We start from the raw sequence: 22,137 nt of genomic DNA on the forward strand, positions 1-22,137 counted from the left end.
TTTTACTGGCTTTGTGCTTATTTGAGTTTTATTGTTCTTATTTTGAGCTTTATAACGTCAAGTGCGATTACAGCTAAGGTGTTTTATTTGATATTCAGACAAGCTACGAGGGTTTTAAATCCGCCAATATTATACCCATTTCATTAAGTTATTGGCCAAGCGAATAAAGCAATAAGCCGAGCACAAAATCACCACAAAGCTAGTGTTGCATTTGAACTATGACATGGTATAAGTTTTAACCTTAAAAGATAAAAAGTCTCTCACCCAGAATAGGAAGTCAAGGTTCAATGAATCGAATGCTGTTGGGTATTTTAATAAATGTTTGCATTTTGCTTACGGCTCAAGCGAACTCAATAAGCAGCGATAAAAACTATCGTCAATTGCTTGATGCTTATTATCTTCAAGATAAAGAGTTACTGATGACTCAAGATGTTGTTGATGTTGCACAAGCCGTGGTAAACAACCCTAATCAATACAGTAATAATAGGGTGGCCAAGGCATTTTCCTTGTTGTCAGATGTTGCCTTTAATCGCGGTAACTTGTCTGTGGCATTGCAATTTGCCCAGTATGGTAGCGAAACAGAGCAGGATGATGTCGATTTACAATTAGACTTATTATTAAAAATTGCCCGTGGTTATTATGCTCAAGGTAAATATATTCAGTTAAGAGAAACCTCTCAAACAGCGGCATGGTTGGCTGATCAAGCTAATAATATGAATTATCATTTGCAGGCACTGGCTTATTCCGTTGTGGCTTATGCCTTAAATGATGACTACGCTTTGGCAGTAAAAGCGTTAACTAAAGTTGAAAGTATACTGAGCCAAAACCAGCAAAGTGTTGACCAGATAACTCTCTTAGAGATTATTGCTGAAGCGCATTTTTATTTATCAGAATATGACAACGCGGTAGAGTTGCTTAATCAGGTATTACAATTACGTACAACTATGTCAAGAACAGCAGGTATTGCCCATAGCTATCATTTAGTGGCGAATGCCTATTACCAATTACAGCAATATGATGACGCTTATAATGCTTTTTGGCAGTCGCTACAATTTGCCAAGCAGTATAAGTTACCTATTCGCGCGGCCTATGCAGAACTTGGTTTAGGGCAAGTGCTGTATCAACAGCAGCAGTTTGCGTTGGCAAAAGTGCGCTTACTTAATGCCCACGCGGTTTTTAATCAGCATAACTTAGTACGATTTAAATTATCGGCGAAAATTGCTTTAGTAAGAGTGCTGTATGCTTTAGATAAGCCTGCAGAAGCCGATACTATGCTGCTCTCTGCTCAGTCTTTAGCTGAAAATGTCGTCCTTTCGCCACAGCAGATAGATTTATTTTTATTGCTCACAGACTACTACAGCGAACAAAAGCTATTTGAGCAGGCAATCGAAGTACAAAAGCATTATCTCACCCTGTATCAAGCATTATATCCCAATATCAGTGTAAAAAATTCATTAGCGGCTCTCGCTACATCAGCCACTAATAAAGCCAAAAAATTAGTCTTGAATTTAGCGGAACAAAGCCAACTGAGTTTGGCGTTTAGTGAGAAGTATCATCGCCAACAACTGTGGATTATATTGCTTGCCAGCATGCTAAGTTGTAGCTCACTTTTTATCATCTATTGCTTTTTTCAAGCGCGTCGTAAGCGACTTAATCATCACTACGATGAAATAGAGTTACCCCAAAACCATTTAACACAAGCGGTGCAAACTAAACGTTGGTATCAACAACAATATAAAGTGGCAAGAAAGTATCAATATAATATTTCAGTCGCCTATTTAAAGGTTGAAAACTGGCAAGAGCTCAATTTTCGCTTTAACCGTAAAGTGTTAGCTGATGTTAGCCAGGTACTGGCCACCATTATTAACGAAAACCTTGATGCAGAAGACTATGCGGGTGTTATTAGTGATGGGGAATACTTGTTTTTGTGTCCACATCAAACGCCAGAGCAAGTACTTATTAAATTTACCCGTATAAAGCAGGCAATAAAAACCCGGTTTTTTGCTAACTTAGGCAATTATTCCGTTAACGTTATTTTTTCGATTGCAGCACCCAGTATTCAGGATATTGATCCCTATGTTTTTCTTTCTCGCTTGAGTGAGTGTTCTGCTATTGAAAAATAGCAGAGTAGGAATAATATGTGCTAGCGATGGACGTTAATGTAATAAATGCTATTAGCAGTTCATTGCGCATTTATTTTTAATCACCACAAAAAAGCCACTCTTAAGAGCAGCTATTGATTATTTGGATAACTGTTTGAACTAAGCTCTAATGACAATACTGGCCAAGGTACTAATTTCACCATCATCAGTAATCGTTGCGGTATTATCATCACATAACAAAATGGCGATATTGCCAGATTTACTATGACGAATAAAAGCTAGGTCATAACCAAATTGTGCCAGACTATTGGTGGCAAATTTTTGTGCCAGCGACAATTTATCCCACAAGTTTGATTGCTGCGGCGTATATTGACGTCTTTCTAGTAATACTTCTCGTTCAAAAACTGCGTGCACAAGAGCCTCTTTTTTCTACATTGTTACGATACATTCTTACTATACATTCTTACTATACATTCTTACTATACATTGCTGCGATACATTACTACGACATAATATTATAAATATCATGTATCTATTGATAAAAACATAGCTTAGATGATAACAACATAGCTGAGATTTTTGTCAATATCAATAGTTAAGTTGTTACTACTTGCTAACCATCTTATTAATGGCCTGAGATAATTTATTACTGATATTGTTTCAAAAGTGCAGGTTTAAAATTTAGTACGTTATGTTTAAAGCTATAGCAGGTTATAATGTTTTTAATTGGTCACGATTAATTAGAGTTATATTTTTATGAGTCAGGTATTAAAAGATCTTTCTGCGTTGTTAAAACTAGAAGTAATAGAGCAAGGTATTTATCGCGGTGAAAGCCAAGATTTAGGCTTTAAAGCGTTATTTGGTGGTCAAGTAATGGGGCAAGCATTGTCAGCAGCACAAGAGACTGTGGCAGTAACTCATAATGTTCACTCATTTCATTCCTATTTTTTAAGACCGGGCGATGCCACTAAACCTGTGGTTTACCAAGTAGAAAATATTCGTGATGGCCGCAGCTTTAATACTCGACGTGTCAACGCTATTCAAAATGGTCAGGCTATTTTTTATATGACCGCCTCATTTCAACAGCATGAGCAGGGTTTTGATCATCAAGATGTTATGCCGCTGGTACCTGGTCCTGAAGAGTTAAAGTCATATACAGATTTTATTTTCGACCATCAAGCATCTATCCCAGAAGAAATCCGTGGTAAATTTTTATCTGAAAAACCGATCGAAACAAGACCAGTGGAGCAATATAACTGGCTAAAACCAGAAAGAACTGACGCTAAGTGTCATATGTGGATAAAGTCTAATGGTAACTTACCTGATGATCTTCGTATCCATACCTATTTATTAGCTTATTCTTCAGACTTTTCTTTTTTGCCAACGGCTTTATTTCCACATGGAGTAAGCTACTGGCAGCCAAATTTTCAACTGGCCACGATAGATCACTCCATGTGGTTTCATCGCCCATTTCGTATCGATGAATGGCTACTTTACTGTATTGATAGCCCGTCAGCGAGTAGTGGCCGTGGCCTAGTAAGAGGACAAATATTTAACCGTGCAGGTTTATTAGTTGCCTCTACTATGCAAGAAGGCGTTATGCGTCAGCGTTAGCCTTGGCATTTTTCCAGTCGTAGCCACTGGGGTGTTGAAACACTCTTAAATCAAAAAGTGGCGCGGCAGCATATAAATGGTCGAATATATCTGCTTGTATCGCTTCATAGTTAACCCAATCTTGATCACTACTGAAAAAGTATAACTCCAGCGGCAAGCCAACCTCTGTTGCCTGTAATTGCCTGACCATACAGGTCATCTCATGATGAACTTTTGGATGTTGTTTTAAATAGGCACTGATATAAGCTCGAAAGGTGCCAATATTGGTTAACTGTCGAGTGTTTATTATGGTGGCAGTATTGGCATTACCTGTGACTTCTTGTGTCGCTTGTTGGCGAATTTCAGTTTGCTTGTCAGCAAGATAGTCCGCAATTAGTTGCACTGACTTTAACGTTTCAAGCTGTTCTGAGTTATAAAATTTAATACTGCTAAGATCAATAACGATAGCGCGTTTAATTCTTCTACCGCCTGAATTTAGCATACCGCGCCAGTTTTTAAATGAGTCGCTAGTTAACGCATAAGTAGGCACTGTTGTGACGGTATTATCAAAATTCTTCACTTTTACCGTGTTTAACCCTATCTCAATAACATCGCCATCAGCGCCATATTTGGGTAGCTCAATCCAATCGCCTGGGGCGACCATTTTGTTAGCTGAAATTTGAATACTCGCCACTAAACCTTTAATCGTATCTTGAAATACTAAAATTAACACCGCAGTTAATGCACCTAAACCACTGAGTAAGTAGAGTGGTGAACGGTCTAATAGTAGCGAAGTTGCCAGTATTGTTGCCACTAAATACACCACAAGTTTAATCACTTGCAAGGTTGAGTTTAATGGTAAATAGCGTTCGCTAGCTTTTTGTTGATAAAGACTATTGATCACATTGAGTAATGCACTAATGCTGCGCGCAACCTGAAAGCAAATGCCGACTTTTGCAAACACCATGAGAACAACGGCAAGCAAAGACTCTGCCTCTAAGAAAAATGGCGTAAGTAATAACAATAATACAAAAGGCACCAGCAGGGAGATACGTGAAAATACTTGATGATCAAATAAGTGATCATCCCAAGTATTTTTTGATGTGCTAATTAATTTATGAATAAGCGCAAGCACATAGTTTTTCGCAATATAAAAACTAATACTACAAAATAATAAAATTAACAAACAACCAATAACGACGCTACCTAAGGTTAAGTATGGCGCCTGAATACCTTGTTCAATTAACCATGAGGTGATTATTACCTGCATTACATATCCTTCTTATTTTGTGCTTCAAGTTGGAGCATTTTTTTATCTTTATCAAGCCAAAGTTGGTTAACCCACTTCTGAAACTGAATTTTATAAGCCCGATCATTAACATAATCACCCTTGAGTGACTCATCAATAACTTGAGTTTCAATGGCAATATTTACCTGTTTAATTTTTCCTGACAAAAAGTCAAAAAATTTTGGTCTACCATCAGGATAGTAAATAGTGACGTTAACCACTTTACTCAGATTACCCTTCATTGCTTGAAGGACAAAACCAATGCCGCCAGCTTTTGGTTTTAATAATCTTTGAAAAGGCGAGTTCTGTTGCTGATGTTTTTCTGCTGTAAAGCGCGTGCCTTCTATAAAATTCATTACACTAACGGGTTTATGTTTAAATTTTTCACAAGCCTTTTTTGTTGTCTCGATATCCTTACCTATTAGGTGAGGATTTTTCTTTAAAAAATGTTGGCTATAACGTTTCATAAAAGGAAAATCGAGCGCCCACCAAGCTAAGCCTAGCAAAGGGACATAAATTAACTCTTTCTTTAAAAAAAACTTTAAGAAGGGTATTTTACCGTGTAAAACGCGTTGTAATACTAGGATGTCAATCCAGCTCTGATGGTTACTAATCACCAGATACCAGTCTTTCATTTTTAACTTTTCTAAACCCGTGACATTTATTTTTGTTTTGGTGAATACTTTTTGAATAAAGGTATTGCAGAGCACCCAATTGCTCGCCAACTGATCCAGTAAATAACTAAAGAATTTTTGCCATTGACTCAAGGGGACTAATGCCTTCAGTAACGAGCATATAAGTATGGGTATAAGCCAGAGTATAGTGTTGGCAATATACAAAATAACAGAGATACAGCCAATAACTGGGCCAGGTAAAAAATGTAGCATATAAAAAACCAAAACTTTCAAGATGATAATTACTGCTTATAATCTTAATGGGTTTTAGCCTTATTTTCAGTAAAAATCGTTAAAAACTTGTCTGATAGGTGACAAAAAACTTAAACCAGCTTTATTTGCAGTGCAGCTTGAAATGGTAATGAAGGCTAAAAAAATGATATTTGCCATTAATTTTTCAACGTAAGGCTGACGGTAGCTTCATATATCTTGGTGTTAGCATAGAACAAGCTAGTTGGCTAAAAACGCATCATAAATTTATTACTAAGGGTTTTTGTCGAGTAAATTACAATTTTAACATAGCAAAATAATGGTTTAAGAGAGCTAATGCTATAAAGCATGAGAAAATAGCAGATATGGATATAAATGAATTGCATAACAACTAGTTTTCAAGGCAAGCTAAGCAAATAAAAAATAGGGGGTTATCATGAAGTTTAAACGTGTGGTGATAAAGGTTGGTAGTGCTTTGGTAGCTCCAAATGCCAATGGCTGTAGCGGTAAGTATATCCTTGGTATTGCTCGCTTTATTAGCCAATGCCAGCAAGCAGGTAAAGAAGTTATTTTGGTTTCATCTGGCAGTGTTGCCGCGGGCAGAAGTTTGATTGTGCACGGCTCTCCTAACCCTTCAATTCCGACTAAGCAAGCAATGGCTGCTGTTGGACAAATGAAAATGATGGCGAATTGGCAACGTTTCTTTGATGTGCCATGCAGTCAGCTCTTAATAACTCATGGCGATTTAAAAGATCGCCAACGTTATATTAATATTAAAAACACCTTAAGAATATTATTAGCCAATGGCATTATTCCTATTGTTAACGAAAACGATACTGTGGCCACAGAAGAGTTAAAAGTGGGTGATAATGATAACTTAGCGGCATTAGTTGCCTTGGTCAGTGAAGCGGACAGTTTATTTATTTTAAGTGATGTTGATGGTGTTTTTGAAGCAGATCCCCGCTTAAATCCACAAGCTAAATTAATTCCTGTTATCGCCAAAATCGACCAGTCAGTTTATGCCATGGCTGGCGCCACCAACAATCCTTTGGCTACCGGCGGCATGAAAACAAAAATTCAAGCGGCAGAAAAAGCGGTAGAAAATGGTATTGACACTTATATCTTAAACGGTAGTCGTGGCGAAGTATTTGAACAAATCTTACGTGGTGATAACCCAGGCACGCACTTTATCGCTCAACAAGGGGCAACACCGGCCCGTAAACATTGGTTAAAGCACACCTTAAAAAGTAATGGCAAGGTGTTATTAGACCCTGGCGCTGTTAGTGCGTTAACCAAGCAAGGAGCGTCTTTGTTACCATCAGGGGTGACTGAAGTTAGCGGCGATTTTCAAGCTGGCGACTGTATTGATATTTATGATGCTAAAAATGCTCAACAGATCGCCAAAGGTATTAGCCAATATAATGCGCGAGATTTACAGCGAATTAAAGGCAGTAAAAGTGAAAATATTGCGGCTTTGCTTGGTTGTTGTCCAAGTAAGGTGGTTATTCACCGTGACGATATGGTGGTGTTAAGCTCAGAACAATAGGATATTTTAGGTGAAATAAAAATAAGGGTCAAAAGACCCTTATTTAATAGCTATTATCTTTTTAACTGCTAATGCATATTACTCAGCAATATACGAACAGCAATAGTCGGTTAATTCACTTACTTTAACATCAAAGGATGCATTGGCAGGCACATTAAAGGCTTGATTGCCGGTAATGGTTTGCCAAGTATCACTGCCTGGCAATAGTACACTAAGCGTACCTTGTTGAATTTCCATTAGTTCTTTTTCTGCGGTAGCAAAAGTATATTCACCCGGCATCATAATACCTAAGGTTTTAATCGAGCCATCAGCAAAAGTCACTTTTCTGCTCGTCACTTGGCCATCAAAATAAATACTGGCCACTGATGAAATACTGACGTTATTGAATTGTGTCATTAATTTTTCCTTTTATTCTTACTAAAACAGCACGTTCGCGCTGGATAAAAAAAGCGGTGTTGCCAATTGTGCCAACACCGCTGGTAATACATACGTTAACTATTAACTATTCGCTTCAACTATGCTTTTCATATCAGTCATGTAGCCGCGTAATTCTTTACCAATAGCTTCTACACCATGGCTGCGAATAGCGTCGTTAACTTCGATTAAACGCGCGTTATCAACACCGTTAGAGCTAGATTTTAAACCTTCACCCAATTCTTCTAAGGTTAATTTGCTCGCAAAGCCTTCCAATAAAGGTACCGCAGCGTGCGAGAATAGGTAGTTACCGTACTCTGCCGTATCAGAAATAACCACGTTCATTTCGTATAACATGTTGCGGGCGATAGTGTTAGCAATTAACGGCGTTTCATGTAGCGACTCGTAGTATGCAGAAGCATTGATAATGCCTGAGTCAACCATAGCATCAAAGGCTAATTCAACACCCGCTTTTACCATAGCGACAACGAAAATACCTTTGTCGTAATATTCTTGCTCAGAAATTTCAGTATCACATGTGGGTGCTTTTTCAAAAGACGTTTCAGCGGTTTCTTCACGCCATTTTAATAGGTTAGCATCGCCGTTGTCCCAGTCTGCCATCATACCGGCAGAAAAACGACCTTCGATGATGTCATCCATATGCTTTTGAAATAAAGGACGTAAAATCTCTTTTAATTCTAACGACATATCAAAGGCTTTAATTTTAGCTGGGTTAGATAAACGGTCCATCATGTTAGTAATGCCGCCATACTTTAAGCCTTCAGTAACCCCTTCGATGCCGTATTGTAATAATTTACGTGCATAACCTGCATCAACACCTTGTGACAATAATTGCTTGTGACCCAAGATGGCGGCTGTTTGTAACATACCACAAAGGATAGTTTGTTCGCCCATCAAGTCTGACTTAACTTCTGCGATGAATGAAGAGGCTAAAACACCGGCGCGATCGCCACCCGTTGCTGAAGCATAGGCTTTTGCGATAGCCCAACCATTACCTTGAGGATCGTTCTCAGGATGAACAGCGATAAGTGTTGGCACACCAAAACCACGTTTGTATTCTTCACGCACTTCAGTACCAGGACATTTAGGAGCAACCATCACTACAGTAATGTCAGAGCGAATCTGCATGCCCTCTTCAACAATGTTGAAACCGTGAGAGTAAGCTAAAGAAGAACCTTCTTTCATCAGTGGCATAACAGCACTAACCGCTGACGTATGTTGCTTATCTGGCGTAAGATTTAACACTAAATCGGCTTGTGGAATTAATTCTTGATAGGTGCCTACCGTAAAGCCATTGTCGCTTGCCCACTGATAAGATTGACGTTTTTCTGCAATGGCAGCATCACGTAAGGCATAAGAGATGTTTAAACCAGAATCGCGCATATTCAGGCCTTGGTTAAGGCCTTGAGCGCCACAACCAACAATAACAATATTCCAATCTTTAATGAAATTACAACCATCACTAAACTCTTCACGATTCATGAAGCGACATTTACCTAACTGTGCTAGTTTTTCGCGTAAACTCAATGTATTGAAATAGTTAGCCATTTTGCTCTCCTGTACTTGGTTATTGACCAAGAAAATTAGTTAAGTGGTCAATTTGTTGACCTTAGCGCTATCATAGCGAAAATATATCGTTGCTTAAAATGATATATTTGCATTGCAGCGTTGCAGTATTTGCAATACAGTTTCTCAACGCTATTTACCTTTAAGGATTTTTGTGGAATTAAAGTCATTGCGGATGTTTGTTGATTTAGCAAAATCATTACATTTTGGCAAAACCGCTGAACTTCATCACGTCAGCCCTTCAACATTAAGCCGAGTGATCCAGCGCTTAGAACTTGAACTCGGCAGTGCATTATTACACCGAGATAACCGCACTGTGGTGTTAAGTGAGGCAGGGAAACAGTTTTTACAATTTGCTGAGCAACAACTTGAGCAGTGGCAGTTACTAAAGCTTTCACTGAATCAAAAACAAGCAGAATTACAAGGCAAGCTGCATATTTATTGCTCTGTCACCGCCGCCTATAGTCACTTGCCGCCATTACTTGAACGTTTTCGACAACAGCACCCGCTGGTTGAAATTATGCTAACAACGGGTGACGCCGCCGACGCATTAGAGCAAGTTGAAAAGCAAGCGGTTGATTTTGCCATTGCCGCTAAACCTGAGCAGCTGTCACGCATTTTTACTTTTCACCATCTGGCAAAAATACCCTTATCAGTGATTGCGCCCACTATGGTGTGTCAAGTTCAGCAGCAAATTCAGCACGACTTTGTTTGGTCTGACATACCAATTATTTTGCCCGAGCATGGCCCAGCACGAAAACGTTTTGAATATTGGTTTCGTAAGAAACAACAAGGTAAAGCCTATATTTACGCCACGGTTTCTGGTCATGAAGCCTTGGTCAGTATGGTGGCATTAGGCTGTGGTGTCGGTATTGTGCCAAGAGTGGTAGTAGAAAATAGTCCGGTGAAAGACCGGGTGCAATATTTAGCGGATGTCGGTGAAATTGAGCCCTTTGACTTGGGTATTTGCTGTTTAAACCAGAGCAAGGAAAAACCGCTGATTCAGGCATTTTTTGATGCGATAAAGTAACATCATCATATAAAAATAAACTCAGTGATTGTATTATTAGTTTTTGATCTCGTGAGACAAATTTTATAAGGAAATAATAACAATGTTCAAGTTGAGATGTTTATGCTTAAGGTTTTTATACCTAAGATTTTTATGCCTAGGTTTTTTATGTTTTTTTTCACCTCTGTCTTTCTCTGGGGTCACCGAATGGATCGATTTTAAGTTAGTTGATGGCCATGTCAAAATTCCAGTCGTGGTATCAGGTATTGACGGTTACGCCATACTTGACACCGGAGCACAAATTAATAGTATTAATAGTGCCTTTATGCAAAAAAATGGCCTTGAATTTAGCACAGGAACAAAAATTAAAGTTCAGGGGGTTTATGACACTGAAACCAGAAAAACTTATAATAACGTGCCGGTTAATTTACTGGGCGCAGATTTTTCGTTGGATAATGTCGTTGAGAGTTTTATCGGTCATCATAGTAATCAGTTATTGCTCGGCGCTGGATTTTTCAACAACTTTGTTGTGCAACTTGATTACCCCAAGAAAAAAATGCGGCTAATTACCCATGACGCAATAGACATGCAAAAACTCGCCAACGTTAAAATGAAATTTGACAAATATTCACGACAACCTATTGTCAATGTGCGACTTAATAATGAAAAGTCTGTCTGGTTAGTACTAGATACTGGTAATTCTGGAGGGCTAATGTTAAAAAGATCAACAGCCCAGCATTTTGATTGGTTGAGTAAGTTTGAGATAAAGAGTGGTATCTCAAATGGCATCAATGCTGCAGGTATTCATCAAGTATTTCGCCTGCCAGTAATCAAAATTGGCCCCTATGAATTAGAAAATGTACTCACTAGTGTGCCCGGCAAAAACCAATCAGCTAACCTTTCCTCTCAAGGTAGTCAGCTTGGCAGTCGTATAAAAGGGAAAAGCATTAAAGGATTACTGGGTTACGATGTACTTAAACATTTCATTGTTACCCTTGATTACCAAGGTGGCCATATGCACATCGTTGCACCTTAAAGATTAAAAGTGTCCTGCTTATAGCGCAATAGCGTCGGTTAAATGGCGTAATATTCTATCCATAGCGCGATACGACAAGGCTTCGATTAAGTGTTTGCGTTCGATAAGCTCGAGCGCTTCCATATCGGCCAGTGTTCTAGCAATTTTTAGTATTTTATGATGTGCTCTGGTCGATAGATTGAGTTTTTCAATCGCTAATTCTAAAAATTCATTATCATCAGGAACCAGTTGGCAGAAGCTTCTAACTTCAGCACTACTGAGTTGTGCGTTTGCTTTGCCTTGGCGTAAAATTTGTTTTTGGTGACAAATGCTGACTCGTTTTTGAATAGTGCTACTCGACTCACCTTTGCCATCATCGTTCGCCCACATGCCCCGCGGTAACCTAGTGACTTCAATTTGAATATCAATACGATCTAAAAATGGCCCAGAAAGTCGATTGAGGTAACGTAAAACCTGCTCTGGCGTACTGCGCTTGTCATTGTAAAATCCGGTTGGGCTTGGGTTCATAGCAGCGACGAGTTGAAACTGTGCGGGGAAAGTTTGTTTGACCAATGCACGTGAAATGGTGACTTCGCCAGATTCCATCGGTTCGCGTAACACGTCGAGTACTTTGCGCTCAAATTCAGGTAATTCGTCGAGAAAGAGTACGCCGTTATGGGCTAATGAAATTTCACCTGGCTGTGGATAACTACCGCCGCCAACGAGGGCAGCAGAAGATGCCGTATGATGCGGCGCGCGAAACGGCCGAGTTAACCATGAATCAGGACTTATATTTTCATGGCAAATCGATTGAATAGCGGCACTGGATAACGCCTCCTGCTCTGTCATAGGAGGTAAAATGCCCGGCAAACGACTGGCGAGCATAGTTTTCCCTGTGCCAGGAGGCCCAATAAATAGTAGGTTATGACGGCCACTAGCGGCAATTTCTAACGCTCGCTTAGCCAATGGTTGACCAACAACGTCGGCAATATCATGCACACTCTTGGTTATATAGGTTTGTAGCACTCTTGTTTGCACCAGTGGCAAGCTTTGTTGTTTTAGAAAATGAGGAAAGAGTTGCTTTAAATGTGACAGGCTTAATATTTTTACTTGTTGTACCCAACTCGCTTGTTCGGCGTTTACCGTCGGTATTACCAGTGTTCGGCCACTTTCTTTGCAAGCCATTGCCATGGGTATTTCACCAATAATAGCGCGAAGTTCACCCGATAAGGCTAATTCGCCAGCAAATTCATATTGGTTTAAATCTGCTTCAGGAAGCTGGGCAGCGGCAGCAAGAATACCTATGGCAATGGGCAGATCGAAGCGACCGCCCTCTTTCGGTAAATCAGCCGGCGCTAAATTTACCGTAATACGCTTAGCGGGAAATTCATAACCGCAATTAAGAATGGCGCTACGCACGCGGTCTTTGGCTTCTCTAACCGATGTTTCAGGTAAGCCAACAATATTAAAGGCTGGCAAGCCATTGGCTAAATGCACTTCTACCGTGACTAAGGGCGACTCAAGTCCGACGCGAGCTCGACTGAAAACACAGGCTAAAGCCATAAAAATCCATTTTTATTTTAACGATTACTTTTCGCAAGTGTAGCTAAGTAATATCGTTTGCGCGAAAAATAAAGCCACTAAATAACGCAGAGAAAAAATGACAGTTATAACTAAGAAGATAGTTTTAACTAAAAAGCTCTAACAAAAATACTTGCGCTTGTTATTAGAGCTATGGTACTAATTTAAATAGGCTAGACATTACTAGCCTTGAAATTGATTAACTGAAGAAAATACAGATTAACATGAAACATTATAACTCAATGATTATTAACGTCCTCATCGTGGTGATTCTTAAATCGCCGCGGGGGTAATTGTTGAGCTAAAGAAAATAAAAAATCTTAAAATAACAAACCCCCCGCTCCGCAAGGACCGGGGGGTTTGTCGTTATTAAACCGCGCGTAGCGCACAAGCATTATTAACTTTTGGGAGCATACTTGTACATCACAACATAGTTACAGGGTATTATGAAAATATATCACCCGTGCATAAAATGTGATCGCATAGTAAAACAAAGACATGACAACTGAAAAAAAATTAACCGGCGCAGGCTTATTATTTAATGTGCTAGAGCAGCATGGCGTTGAGCATGTTTTTGGCTATCCTGGTGGCGCAATAATGCCAATCTACGATGCGCTTTACGATAGTAAAGTGGAGCACTTTTTATGTCGACATGAGCAAGGTGCGGCATTTTCTGCCGTAGGTTATGCCAGAGCCTCCGGTAAAGTGGGTGTCTGTTTTGCCACATCAGGTCCGGGCGCGACTAACTTGATCACCGGCCTGGCGGATGCCTTGGCAGATTCAATTCCTGTTGTTGCCATTACTGGGCAGGTAGCCACGGCGGCTATGGGCTCTGATGCCTTTCAAGAAATTGATATTTTTGGTTTATCACTTGCCTGTACTAAGCACTCTTTTCAAGTTACCGATATTAATGATTTAGCAAAAGTACTACACCAAGCCTTTGCTATTGCACTAGAAGGCAGACAAGGACCGGTATTAGTTGATATTCCTAAAGATATTCAAATCACAGAAGTTAACCGCTCTTTAGATGAATTAGTTAACTTAGAAAACAAAGTGAAATTACCACCCGCTAATGTGGGTAGTGCTATCGCCTTATTAAATCAAGCCAAGCAACCTATTCTCTATGTTGGCGGTGGTGTTGGTATGGCCAATGCTATCGACGAGTTGAGAGATTTTGCTAAAATAACAGGTTTGCCGAGCGTTTCCACCCTCAAAGGTTTAGGCGCCATTGACCCTGAAGATGAAAATTACCTTGGCATGTTGGGTATGCATGGTACTAAGGCGGCGAATATCGCGGTACAAGAATGTGATTTGTTGATTGCCGTAGGGGCACGTTTTGATGATCGCGTTACGGGTAAGTTAAATGAATTTGCACCCCATGCGAAAGTTATTCATTTTGATATTGATACCTCAGAAATTAATAAACGAAGAATTGCCGATGCCTCAATATTAGGCGACTTAAAGGTTAATTTACCTGCGCTAGCTATTCCATTAGCCATCAAACCTTGGCAAGCCGTCTGTCATGAAATGAATAACAACTTTGCTTGGGATTATAACCATCCAGGGGAGTCAATTTTTGCGCCTGCTGTGTTAAAAGAAATTAGCGATAAAATGCCAGAAAATAGCTGCGTAACTACCGATGTTGGACAGCATCAAATGTGGGCAGCACAACACATGGTGTTTGATGACCCAAGTAACTTTTTAACCAGTGCCGGCATGGGCACTATGGGCTTTGGTATACCCGCAGCAGTGGGTGCACAAGTAAGTCGACCAACAGACTGTATTATTGCCGTTTCCGGTGATGGCTCTTTTATGATGAATGTGCAAGAGCTGTCAACGATTAAGCGTTTTCAACTGCCCGTTAAAATCGTACTTATTGATAATGCCAAGTTAGGCATGGTGCGCCAGTGGCAAGACCTATTTTTCAATGGCCGATTAAGTGAAACTGATTTAGCCGATAATCCTGACTTTATTATGCTAGCCAATGCCTTTGATATTAAAGCAAAAATGATTACCAAAAAATCACAAATAAGCGCTGCCATCGAAGAGATGCTTGAGCATGACGGGCCTTATTTATTACAAGTTAAAATTGATGCACAAGAAAATGTCTGGCCGCTTGTACCGCCGAACACCGCTAACGATAAAATGATGGAGAGTACCTAAATGAATAACTATCAATTAATGATCACAGCGGATGATAAGCAAGTGGTACTTGAACGAATTTTACAAGTGACTCGCTATCGCGGTTTTTTAATCAGTGGTATAAACGCAAAAGTTAACACGGGTACCAACATTGGCACCATTGAATTATTGGTCAGAAGCGAACGTCCGATTGAACTTTTGGTGGATCAAATTAATAAACTAATCGACATCAAAGAAGTCAAGGTAGACAATAGCGCATCATAGCAGTGCATGTAGTAGTGCACATCGCTAGATTAAAACTAATCACAACCACTAATAAAGCTTAATCAGTTAAGCTATTTTTAATAGTTGTCTGATTAATACGCATAAAATTTAGGAATAAAAATGGCAAAGGTTAACGCAGAATTAATTTGGTTTAATGGAGAACTTATGCCGTGGCAAAATGCTACGGTGCATGTCATGAGCCATGCTTTACATTACGGCTCATCAGTATTTGAAGGTATTCGTGCTTATAATACCCATAAAGGCACTTGTATTTTTCGCTTAGAAGAGCATATCGACCGTTTATTTGATTCAGCAAAAATTTATCGCATGAACATCCCCTTCACGAAAGCAGAAATCATTCAAGCGTGTAAAGATGCTGTCGTAAAAAATAATTTGAAATCAGCCTACTTAAGACCCTTAGCCTTTTTAGGTGATATTGGTATGGGTCTTCGTCCACCGATTGACGCCGTAGCGGATGTTATGATTGCCGCCTTTAGCTGGGAAGCCTACTTAGGTGCTGATGCCATTGAAAATGGTGTTGAAGTGGGGGTGTCAAGTTGGAACAGACTTGCTCCTAATACTATGCCAACCGCAGCAAAAGCCGGTGGTAACTATTTGTCTTCACAGTTAATTTCTACTGAAGCTGCTCGCCATGGCTATGCCGAAGGCGTCGCTTTAGATGTTAATAACATGGTCAGTGAAGGCGCAGGTCAAAATTTATTTTTAATTCGCAAAGGGATTATTTATACCCCGCCAGGTACCGCGTCGATTTTACAAGGTTTGACCCGTGACACCGTATTTGTTCTTGCCAAGCAGTTAGGCTACGAAGTGCGTGAAGAATCAATTTCTCGTGAATCTTTATACCTCGCCGATGAATTTTTCATGTGTGGCACCGCAACTGAAGTGGTTCCTGTAAAATCAGTCGACGGTTTGCCTGTGGGTAATGGTTCGCGTGGTCCTATCACTAAAGCACTACAAGAAGCATTTTTTGGTATTTTTGATGGCAGTACCAAAGTACCTGAAGGCTGGTTAGACAAGGTAGAATAAAGCTTAACTTTCAACGCTAAATACACTCAATCTGTATTTAGCGCTCGCTGATTTCGCCCCCGTAACATCTCTGTTTGGGGGCTTTAGTTAGTTTGGCGATATGCCCATATTAACTTGATATAAATCACTTAAGTTTTCAGTTGATAAACGCTGAACAAATCCAAAAAATAATAGTTATGTTAAAAGCGCATTGTCGAGTGAACTTTTAACATAATTTTTAACATTTATCGCGCTTATTACTAGCCACATATATACAGGAACTCAGGTCATGCCACAATTAAGATCAGCAACTTCTACTCAAGGCCGTAATATGGCCGGAGATCGTGCGCTTTGGCGCGCTACGGGGATGACAGATGGTGATTTCGGTAAACCTATTATTGCGGTTGTGAACTCTTTTACCCAATTTGTACCCGGCCATGTGCATTTGAAAGATATGGGTCATAGCGGCATGCTTTATAGCTTGCCATCACGCGATTTAATTGCCGATTCAGTGGACTACATGATCAACGCTCACTGTGCTGATGCCATGGTCTGTATTTCAAACTGTGACTCAATGGAAGCGGGTAAAACTAAGCTCTCTGATCAAATTATCAAACTGGATTTAGTTGACGCCATGATCCAAGGTGCAGTGCGTAATCGTGAATTACTGGATGGGAATTTTAATGGTGACAACAATGAATGATGCTGAACAAGTAGAATTAGTAAAAGCCCAAGCTATACAAAGCCAAGGTTTAAACTATTTACGCAAGATATTGCTTGCGCCGGTTTATGATGTGGCGATTGAATCACCGCTAACGCCATTAACTAAATTATCAGCACGTCTAGGTAATGAAATTTTTCTTAAACGAGAAGATCAACAACCGGTACACTCTTTTAAATTGCGTGGTGCTTATAACAAATTAGTCAACTTGTCTGAGCAGCAATGCTTAGACGGCGTTATTGCTGCATCTGCAGGTAATCACGCACAAGGCTTAGCATTAGCGGCAAATAAATTAGGTGTTAAAGCCACCATTGTCATGCCTATTACCACACCTGATATCAAGGTGGATAATGTACGGCGTTTTGGTGCCGATGTGCGCTTAGTGGGTAAGAACTTTAATGAGGCACAACAAGCCGCGATAGCCTATGCCCAAGCTGAAAATAAAACCGTGGTGCCGCCGTTTGATGATGTTGACATTATTGCTGGCCAAGGTACGGTGGCAAAAGAGTTATTACAACAACACCCTCACACGGATGCGGTGTTTATTCCTGTCGGTGGTGGTGGTTTATTAGCCGGCATGTCAGTTTACCTAAAACAATTACAACCCCATATTAAAGTTATTGGTGTTGAGGCCGAAGATTCTGCCTGTTTAAAAGCCGCTTTTGCTGCCGGTAAACCGGTTGACTTGGACCAAGTTGGCTTATTTGCTGATGGGGTGGCCGTTAAGCGTATTGGTGAGCATACCTTTGATTTAATTAAGCATTACTGTGACGATGTTATAACAGTGACTACCGATGAAATTTGTACGTCGATAAAAGATATTTTTGAACAAACGCGAGTGATTGCAGAACCCGCTGGCGCATTATCCTTAGCAGGATTACAAAAATATTGTCACACTAGTCAAGGTAACGAGTCTTTGGTAGCGATTCTTTCTGGCGCCAATATGAACTTTCATACCTTGCGCTATATCTCAGAACGTTGTGAGTTAAGTGAGCAAAAAGAAGCCGTGTTTGCGGTCAAAATTCCGGAAGAAAAAGGCAGCTTTAGAAATTTTTGTAAGGCACTTGCTGGACGAGTGATTACTGAATTTAATTACCGTTATGCCGACAACGCTGAGCTAACAAACCAAGCGCAACGTGCCAATATTTTTGTTGGTGTGCGCCTAAGTGGTGAAGCTACTGACCGAAAAAATTTAATCCAAAGCTTGCAGCAACAAGATTATGAATTAGCTGACTTTACAGAAAATGAATTGGCTAAACTGCATGTGAGATACATGATTGGCGGTAAAAATGAATTGTCAGCGCAAGAACGTATTTTTCGCTTTCAATTTCCTGAATATCCGGGCGCGTTAGAGAAGTTTCTCGATACTTTGGGTGAGCATTACAATATTACCTTATTCCATTATCGTAACCACGGTGCAGCTTTTGGCCAAGTATTAGCCGGGTTTGAAGTACAAAAAACCCAGGAAGCTGATTTTTTTGCGCACTTAAAAGCGCTAGATTATGAGTGGCAAGAAGAAACTGACAACCAGGCTTATCAAGCCTTTCTCACCTGATTTTTTGTTGGTGTTATTTTTGTAAAAAAAGCAGCGTAAAGCTGCTTTTTTTTTAAAGTTTTTTATATTATACCAACTTCATTAAGTTATTGCCCACTTGTGCTGGTTAAAATACACCACGGCTACGGTGCTCTCAATCACAATAGCCAGCTATTGCTCAATCAAGCGTCTTGCCCTGATGCATTTTCTCTGCGCACAACAAGATCACAAATTTAATGAAAGTGGTATTATTTAGACAAATTTAAAGCTAAAAATCTTAATAAAAAAGGAAATTTTATGTCAAACATTCAAGCCAATGTGCCTGAGTCGAGTGTCTCTTTAAACCCAAGAATTGAAAACTTAACACCGATTACCATCAGCGAACGTATTGACGCAATGGACATTCTCAGAGGCTTAGCACTAATTGGCATTCTGTTAATGAATATTGAGTGGTTTAACCGTGCCATTAGTAGTTTAGGTAGCCAAGACACCAGCTTAACCGGTCTAGATCATGCCGTTGGCTGGCTCATTCGTTGTTTTGTTGAAGGTAAATTTTATACCTTATTTGCTTTATTATTCGGTATGGGTTTTGCGGTGATGTTGATTAGAGCGAAAGCAGCTAAGCGACCCTTTGGCGCTTGGTTTTCGCGCCGTATGCTAGTGTTAATGGTCTTTGGTTTTCTGCATATGGTGTTTTTGTGGGGGGGTGATATTCTTCATGATTACGGATTTACCGGTTTGTTACTGTTGGCTTGGGTGACCTTACTTAAAAAGCCGCTATTTAAACCCTATGATAATCCAACATCATTTTTAAAATTAGCCCTGGTGTGGCTGTCGGTGCCTATTTTACTTTCTGTAATCAGCGGTATTGGCTTTGGGTTAAGCCATAGTACTGAAGATCTGACAGCCCAATGGCATGAAGAAATAAAAGTAGCTGAACGTGTTGAAGCAATAAATTTAGCCCAAACAACATCAGCTCAACAAAACAGTGAAGCGCTAACAACAACGAAAGCATTAAAAGCAGCAAGCACAATAACTGATATCCAGGGAGATATTGATTCATCAAGCTTAGCTTCAGATCCAAATTCGAGCTCAGCCCTAGCTACAACCTCAGCGCCAGTAAAACCGACAACCGCTATCACTGACAGCGTTGAAACTGCACTGGAACCTTCTCCTCAAGCATCAATAGAACGACAGGCGCAAGCCATAGTCGCTCAGCAAGCCGAAATGCAAGCCGCGGGGCTAGAAGAAAATAAGGTTTTTACTGAAGGTAACTATTGGCAGGCAACCGCATTTCGTCTTAATTTCGCCTTATTTATGCTGACGTTTACCCTACCCTTTGCTTTTACCATGCTACTGCCCATATTTATTTTAGGTTATTGGTTAGTGTCTAGCGCCATAATGAAGCACTATCAAGAGCACGCGCTCGCTTTCAAAATTATGGCCTATTTCGGTCTCGGGTTAGGCACCGTATTGGAAGTGGCTGGCTTGTTAGTCGCACAACATCCGGTGGCGAAGCAAGTGATGTTATTACAAGTGGTCGGTGAAAAATTATTTTTTATTGGCCAGTTTGTCATGACGGCTGGCTATTTTGGCTTGGTCATGGCTTTATTAACTACTCAGAAATGGCGCAAGCGTTTAGCCGTATTCATTCCAATGGGCAGAATGGCATTAACCAATTACATTATGCATTCAGTGATTTTAACGACAATATTTTATGGTTACGCAGGCGGCTATTTTGGTGAAATATCCAGGGCACCACAAATGTTACTGGTGTTCGCAATTGTGGTCTTTCAATTGCTATTTTCACGCTGGTGGTTAAATCACTACGCCTTTGGGCCATTAGAATGGCTATGGCGCTGTTTATCTTATAAAAAAATACAAACTATGCGCCTGTAATAAATACACTGTTTTGTTAGGTCTGTTATTGTGTTTTGTTCGCATTCAGGCATAAAGGGTTATTGGCAAAAAATCATCATCTAGAGACGCACTTTTTCATCTATAACGAATGCCAGCTATCAGGATGCTGTTCACCTATTATAGTTGTTCAACAATGTCCGCTGTAGATCAAAGCATACTACTAATTTACTGTAGGGACGCTCAAATGATAACGTCTTCAAAGTAGCAAAAGTGAATATTCAGAGTCGAGTCGCCACCGATAAAAATGAGCTTGCAGGAGACACTAACCTCACTTCCAAATATTGTACTTTTATCGACTGGCAACAAAGCCACCATTGCGGTCGTTCATCATCAAATTATTAATGCTAACTTTGTGCGCTAAGAAGACACTTGCAACAAATGGTTTGCCATATATTTTCTAATGAATTATTGAAGTTATATTACTGAGAGGTATCTATAATATTTTATATGTCGTCACTTATTCAAATTAAGTTTTTTTCGAAATAAGCATTTAACATGCAGGTTTGTGCTTGTTTTTATTCATTTTCATGGTAACTTTAGCGGCATAAAATATTTTGTATTTTTGGTTCCACAGTTTTCGCCTAAATGGATTTAGTGCACTTCGCTCAACTCCCTCTAGGTTTTATAAATCATGCTTATGTTTTCGCTAAATGAGTTTTATATAAACGGTTCAATATCAAAAAAGGATTAAAAATGAACTACGATGTACCCGCTACTATAGGTGATGTAAATAAATACACTGGTTTTTGGCCTCGTGTAGGTGCAAGTTTAATTGATACAATTATTATTCTTGCCATAACTTATCCTATTCTAATTTCAATTTATGGATGGGAATATTTTGAAGGCACCGATATATTCGCAGGTTTTGCTGACTTTATTCTAAGTTTTGTTTTTCCTATGATTGCGGTGATTGTATATTGGCTTTATCGTCAGGCAACTCCAGGTAAAATTGCTATATCCGCTAGGATTGTAGATGCTAAAACAGGTGGAAAGCCATCACTACAACAATATATTACTCGTTATGTTGGTTATGTCTTGGCAATCTTACCTTTAGGACTTGGTATATTTTGGGTTGCTTGGGATAAGAAAAAACAGGGGTGGCACGACAAACTTGCAGGAACTGTTGTTATTAGCCCAAAAGATAGTTCGACGCAAAATGTTAATTTTGAGTCTAAAAAAACCTAACAATGCGCTTAAACAGAAAATTACAGTTGGCTTGCGCTCTGCGTAGTTTAGTCTAACTGTATCTTCCACTCAGCTTTGCGTTATGAGATGGGATTCAACGGCAGCTATGAGCTTAAACTAGCTCCACAAACAAGCAGTAAATTTTTGTTAAACTTACCCTGAATATGAACATGGTTTCACAAAAATCAATGTCAGCTTTTGGCTCAGCCTGTGTGAAAACTAATTATTGTAAGTTTTCATTATTGAGGGTTTATATCAGCTCTTTATAAGGCTTCGCGTAGCGAAGCCGATATTTATGAATATCCATGCTTTATATTTTTTATTCG

The 22,137-nt window shown here is 39.7% G+C and carries 18 protein-coding genes and 1 pseudogene; 13 read left to right on the forward strand and 6 right to left on the reverse strand.

Annotated elements, in window-relative coordinates; translation table 11 throughout:
• Positions 1 to 287: 287 nt before the first annotated feature.
• Positions 288 to 2,123, forward strand: coding sequence for a tetratricopeptide repeat protein (locus tag H4J59_RS06955; protein ID WP_182237982.1), 1,836 nt, complete (start codon positions 288 to 290; stop codon positions 2,121 to 2,123).
• 138 nt (positions 2,124 to 2,261) lie between these two features.
• On the opposite strand, the gene H4J59_RS06960 is transcribed toward H4J59_RS06955, so the two are convergent.
• Entirely contained in the window at positions 2,262 to 2,516 is a 255-nt protein-coding gene (locus H4J59_RS06960; protein WP_182237984.1) for a hypothetical protein, read from the reverse strand.
• A 342-nt stretch (positions 2,517 to 2,858) separates the two neighbouring features.
• Here H4J59_RS06960 and tesB point away from each other — a divergent pair, with 342 nt between their 5' ends.
• Positions 2,859 to 3,716, forward strand: a complete 858-nt coding sequence (gene tesB / locus H4J59_RS06965) for an acyl-CoA thioesterase II (protein WP_182192369.1) — start codon at positions 2,859 to 2,861, stop codon at positions 3,714 to 3,716.
• On the opposite strand, the gene H4J59_RS06970 is transcribed toward tesB, so the two are convergent.
• Together H4J59_RS06970 and H4J59_RS06975 are read right to left on the reverse strand one after the other, a co-directional pair.
• The gene (locus H4J59_RS06970) at positions 3,700 to 4,965 is read right to left on the reverse strand and encodes a mechanosensitive ion channel family protein (RefSeq protein ID WP_182237985.1); all 1,266 of its coding nucleotides are present in this window, start codon (positions 4,963 to 4,965) and stop codon (positions 3,700 to 3,702) included. The genes tesB and H4J59_RS06970 overlap by 17 nt on opposite strands.
• A complete protein-coding gene (locus tag H4J59_RS06975; protein ID WP_182237987.1) occupies positions 4,965 to 5,870 on the reverse strand; it encodes an acyltransferase in 906 nt (301 codons plus the stop codon). The genes H4J59_RS06970 and H4J59_RS06975 overlap by 1 nt, the downstream gene beginning before the upstream one ends.
• 433 nt (positions 5,871 to 6,303) lie before the next feature.
• Between H4J59_RS06975 and proB the strand changes: the two genes are divergently transcribed.
• Entirely contained in the window at positions 6,304 to 7,413 is a 1,110-nt protein-coding gene (gene proB / locus H4J59_RS06980) for a glutamate 5-kinase (RefSeq protein ID WP_182237990.1), read from the forward strand.
• 78 nt (positions 7,414 to 7,491) lie between these two features.
• On the opposite strand, the gene H4J59_RS06985 is transcribed toward proB, so the two are convergent.
• Together H4J59_RS06985 and ilvC are read right to left on the reverse strand one after the other, a co-directional pair.
• Positions 7,492 to 7,809 (reverse strand): pyrimidine/purine nucleoside phosphorylase, encoded by a 318-nt coding sequence (locus tag H4J59_RS06985; RefSeq protein WP_182192373.1) that lies wholly within the window; start codon positions 7,807 to 7,809, stop codon positions 7,492 to 7,494.
• 102 nt (positions 7,810 to 7,911) lie between these two features.
• Positions 7,912 to 9,396 (reverse strand): ketol-acid reductoisomerase, encoded by a 1,485-nt coding sequence (gene ilvC / locus H4J59_RS06990; RefSeq protein ID WP_182237992.1) that lies wholly within the window; start codon positions 9,394 to 9,396, stop codon positions 7,912 to 7,914.
• A gap of 172 nt (positions 9,397 to 9,568) precedes the next feature.
• On the opposite strand from ilvC, the gene ilvY reads away from it, so the two are divergent.
• Together ilvY and H4J59_RS07000 are read left to right on the forward strand one after the other, a co-directional pair.
• Entirely contained in the window at positions 9,569 to 10,444 is an 876-nt protein-coding gene (gene ilvY, locus H4J59_RS06995) for an HTH-type transcriptional activator IlvY (RefSeq protein WP_182237994.1), read from the forward strand.
• A gap of 82 nt (positions 10,445 to 10,526) precedes the next feature.
• Entirely contained in the window at positions 10,527 to 11,459 is a 933-nt protein-coding gene (locus H4J59_RS07000; RefSeq protein WP_182237996.1) for an aspartyl protease family protein, read from the forward strand.
• Between the two features lie 18 nt (positions 11,460 to 11,477).
• Here the strand turns inward: H4J59_RS07000 and H4J59_RS07005 are convergent, their stop codons facing one another.
• On the reverse strand, positions 11,478 to 13,001 hold the full coding sequence (locus H4J59_RS07005) for a YifB family Mg chelatase-like AAA ATPase (RefSeq protein ID WP_182237998.1): 1,524 nt from the start codon (positions 12,999 to 13,001) through the stop codon (positions 11,478 to 11,480).
• Between the two features lie 516 nt (positions 13,002 to 13,517).
• Between H4J59_RS07005 and ilvG the strand changes: the two genes are divergently transcribed.
• The 8 genes and pseudogenes from ilvG to H4J59_RS07040 all read left to right on the forward strand — a co-directional run bounded on the left by ilvG (position 13,518) and on the right by H4J59_RS07040 (position 21,811).
• The gene (ilvG, locus tag H4J59_RS07010; protein WP_182238000.1) at positions 13,518 to 15,182 is read left to right on the forward strand and encodes an acetolactate synthase 2 catalytic subunit; all 1,665 of its coding nucleotides are present in this window, start codon (positions 13,518 to 13,520) and stop codon (positions 15,180 to 15,182) included.
• Positions 15,183 to 15,425 (forward strand): acetolactate synthase 2 small subunit, encoded by a 243-nt coding sequence (ilvM, locus tag H4J59_RS07015; protein ID WP_182137145.1) that lies wholly within the window; start codon positions 15,183 to 15,185, stop codon positions 15,423 to 15,425.
• A gap of 120 nt (positions 15,426 to 15,545) precedes the next feature.
• Positions 15,546 to 16,472, forward strand: coding sequence for a branched-chain amino acid transaminase (locus tag H4J59_RS07020; RefSeq protein ID WP_182137144.1), 927 nt, complete (start codon positions 15,546 to 15,548; stop codon positions 16,470 to 16,472).
• A 268-nt stretch (positions 16,473 to 16,740) separates the two neighbouring features.
• Positions 16,741 to 17,109: pseudogene (locus H4J59_RS07025) on the forward strand (dihydroxy-acid dehydratase); the annotation flags it as partial.
• A gap of 37 nt (positions 17,110 to 17,146) precedes the next feature.
• Positions 17,147 to 18,727, forward strand: a complete 1,581-nt coding sequence (gene ilvA, locus H4J59_RS07030) for a threonine ammonia-lyase, biosynthetic (RefSeq protein WP_220469742.1) — start codon at positions 17,147 to 17,149, stop codon at positions 18,725 to 18,727.
• A gap of 276 nt (positions 18,728 to 19,003) precedes the next feature.
• Positions 19,004 to 20,605, forward strand: coding sequence for a DUF418 domain-containing protein (locus H4J59_RS19365; RefSeq protein WP_259369422.1), 1,602 nt, complete (start codon positions 19,004 to 19,006; stop codon positions 20,603 to 20,605).
• 231 nt (positions 20,606 to 20,836) lie between these two features.
• A complete protein-coding gene (locus H4J59_RS19370; protein WP_259369423.1) occupies positions 20,837 to 20,968 on the forward strand; it encodes a hypothetical protein in 132 nt (43 codons plus the stop codon).
• 351 nt (positions 20,969 to 21,319) lie between these two features.
• Positions 21,320 to 21,811, forward strand: coding sequence for an RDD family protein (locus H4J59_RS07040; RefSeq protein ID WP_182238004.1), 492 nt, complete (start codon positions 21,320 to 21,322; stop codon positions 21,809 to 21,811).
• Positions 21,812 to 22,137 lie beyond the last annotated feature (326 nt).

The organism is Colwellia sp. MB02u-10, assembly GCF_014077185.1.
Taxonomy (GTDB): Bacteria; Pseudomonadota; Gammaproteobacteria; order Enterobacterales; family Alteromonadaceae; genus Cognaticolwellia.